This window comes from Caballeronia calidae, assembly GCF_900044055.2.
Classification (GTDB): domain Bacteria; phylum Pseudomonadota; class Gammaproteobacteria; order Burkholderiales; family Burkholderiaceae; genus Caballeronia; species Caballeronia calidae.
Window position 1 is genome coordinate 1 of record NZ_FCOX02000241.1, and the last position, 1,918, is coordinate 1,918.

At 63.5% G+C, this 1,918-nt stretch carries 3 protein-coding genes and 1 pseudogene; 2 read left to right on the forward strand and 2 right to left on the reverse strand.

The window, feature by feature from the left end; translation table 11 throughout:
- Positions 1–5 precede the first annotated feature (5 nt).
- Together AWB78_RS42320 and AWB78_RS47430 are read right to left on the reverse strand one after the other, a co-directional pair.
- Positions 6–401, reverse strand: a complete 396-nt coding sequence (locus AWB78_RS42320; RefSeq protein ID WP_062613235.1) for a hypothetical protein — start codon at positions 399–401, stop codon at positions 6–8.
- A 108-nt stretch (positions 402–509) separates the two neighbouring features.
- Complete coding sequence (locus tag AWB78_RS47430; protein ID WP_157697905.1) at positions 510–851, reverse strand: hypothetical protein; 342 nt, start codon at positions 849–851, stop codon at positions 510–512.
- Positions 852–1,077: 226 nt separating this feature from the next.
- On the opposite strand from AWB78_RS47430, the gene AWB78_RS42325 reads away from it, so the two are divergent.
- A complete protein-coding gene (locus AWB78_RS42325; protein ID WP_062613231.1) occupies positions 1,078–1,374 on the forward strand; it encodes a hypothetical protein in 297 nt (98 codons plus the stop codon).
- A 173-nt stretch (positions 1,375–1,547) separates the two neighbouring features.
- A pseudogene (locus AWB78_RS42330) lies at positions 1,548–1,918 on the forward strand (IS110 family RNA-guided transposase); the annotation flags it as partial.

The window sequence follows — 1,918 nt, forward strand, 5'->3', positions numbered from 1 at the left end:
CGTAATCAAGCATGGCGCCTGCCCAGCGCCGCGTGCAACCGCTCAAGTTGTGTCGTCACGTCCGCAGGCCGCGGGGGCGGCGCCGGCTCGGGCGCCGGCGTATCGAACGCCAGCACCTGGTAGAGCGGCCGTTGCCAGGCGATCAGGCCGACGCGGATCAGGTCACTACGCGCCATCTCCAGACGCGCCGGCGCCATCGACAGGCGCCGCGTGAGCGTCGCGTCGGCGTAGTAGCTCAGGCCCTGCGCATCGGCGACGGTGACCAGAAACAGGTACAGCGCCGCCGCACAGGCGTCACAGCGCTCGATGTACCGCTCGCGCACCAGCCGGTGATCGACCCAGCTGAAGTGCGCCGGAATCTGCCGGATCCGCTCAGGGCAGATGACGCGCTTGATCGGCATGGTCATCCCTCCCGTTCAAGATGTCCTGTCCCAGTTGTAGCAACCGCCGGGTGCTGCGGAGAATGTCTTCTTGTAACGCGCTGTCGGTCAGATGCGCGATCAGCCCAATCAGGACGGCCGGTTGCGCCGACAAGACATCTTGTAACGCATCCCCCACCAGAGCCTGCGATTCTTCCTGTATTTCAATGACTTGCGCGGGGCAGTCATCTTGTAACGCAGCGGCCGTCGCAGTGCCCGCACGACGCCCGTATCCCGGGTGTTCGGCACGCCAGCGCCGCGGAAATAGTCGCGGTTCTCGGGTTTGGCCAGCCACTGGCGTTGACTGGCGGCCTTGCTCGCCTGACGGCACGCGGCTTCGGAGCAATATCGCTGGTGCCGCACATTGCGCGCATCGGGCACGAACCATGTCCCGCAATTCAGGCACTTACGCCTTTTTTGTTGGTGCTTCATGGACCGGCCCTCCCTGGGGGGCGATCATGCGCCGCGCGCCCCCACTCGGCGCGCGCGAAGCACGCGTCAGGCGAGGCGTACCGCAAGAAGACGGGAAGAAAAAACGGGACGGAAGAAAAACTCAGACCGGAAGAAAAGCCAGGCCTTTAGAGAGATGACCGCGAAGAAAAACCAGGAAGAAAAGACACTTTCACACCGTTAGTTTTTAACGACTTTCAGGTTGCCAATGACATCCCCTCCGGTTTCGTCCAACCTGCCGCGACGCAGGGGCTGCAATCTCACGCTTCCGCGCAAACAACTCGTACGCGAAATCTCCCAGTACAGCCGGCAGTACAGCCGGCGCATCCTGCTCGAGGACGCCAATCTCAAGCTCGGCAGCGTGTTTTCGAACGTGCTCGGCTGCAGTGGTCGCACCATGCTTGAGGCCATCGTCGCCGGTGACAATCCCGAACGGCTGGCCGCACTGGCTCGAGGCAACGCGCGCAAAAAGACTCCCGAACTGCGTGAGGCAGTGCGCGACTGAATTACTGCACACCATCGGACACAACTGACGCTTCATCTGGAGGAAGCACTGCAGCACCCTCGCGGAACTCGACGCTACCCTGGGAAAAGCGCTAGATCCTATGCCGCGTGAGAGTCGTCGAGGCCCAAGCCGTAAGATTGGCGTGGCCAAGCCTTGCTCAATGGAGGGGCATCATGGACGCACATCACGTTACCGGACCCCATGCTGAAGACGTCATACTGGCGGTATCGCTCGAACTCGAGGCCAAGAAGTGGAAGGTCGCGCTCCACGATGGCCGGCGCGAGCGGCCCGCCGTCCATACGGTCGAGCAGCCGCAGGCCGCCGCCCGCCTGCAGGCCGTGCTCGGCCTGATCGAGGCCCACAAGGAGAAGTGGTTACTGCCCACCGGCGTGCGCGTCGTCGTGAGCTACGAGGCCGGCCAGGACGCGTTCTGGATCTGTCGCGCGCTGCAGGCGCACGGCATCGAGTGCTACGTCATCGATGCGGCCAGCATCCCGGTAGAACGTCACAAGCGGCGCGCGAAGACCGACCGGCTCGATGTAAC

Coding starts and splice junctions, on each gene's coding strand:
- AWB78_RS42320 (WP_062613235.1), bottom strand. CDS start 401: ATGCCGATCAAGCGCGTCATCTGCCCTGAGCGGATCCGGCAGATTCCG.
- AWB78_RS47430 (WP_157697905.1), bottom strand. CDS start 851: ATGAAGCACCAACAAAAAAGGCGTAAGTGCCTGAATTGCGGGACATGG.
- AWB78_RS42325 (WP_062613231.1), top strand. CDS start 1,078: ATGACATCCCCTCCGGTTTCGTCCAACCTGCCGCGACGCAGGGGCTGC.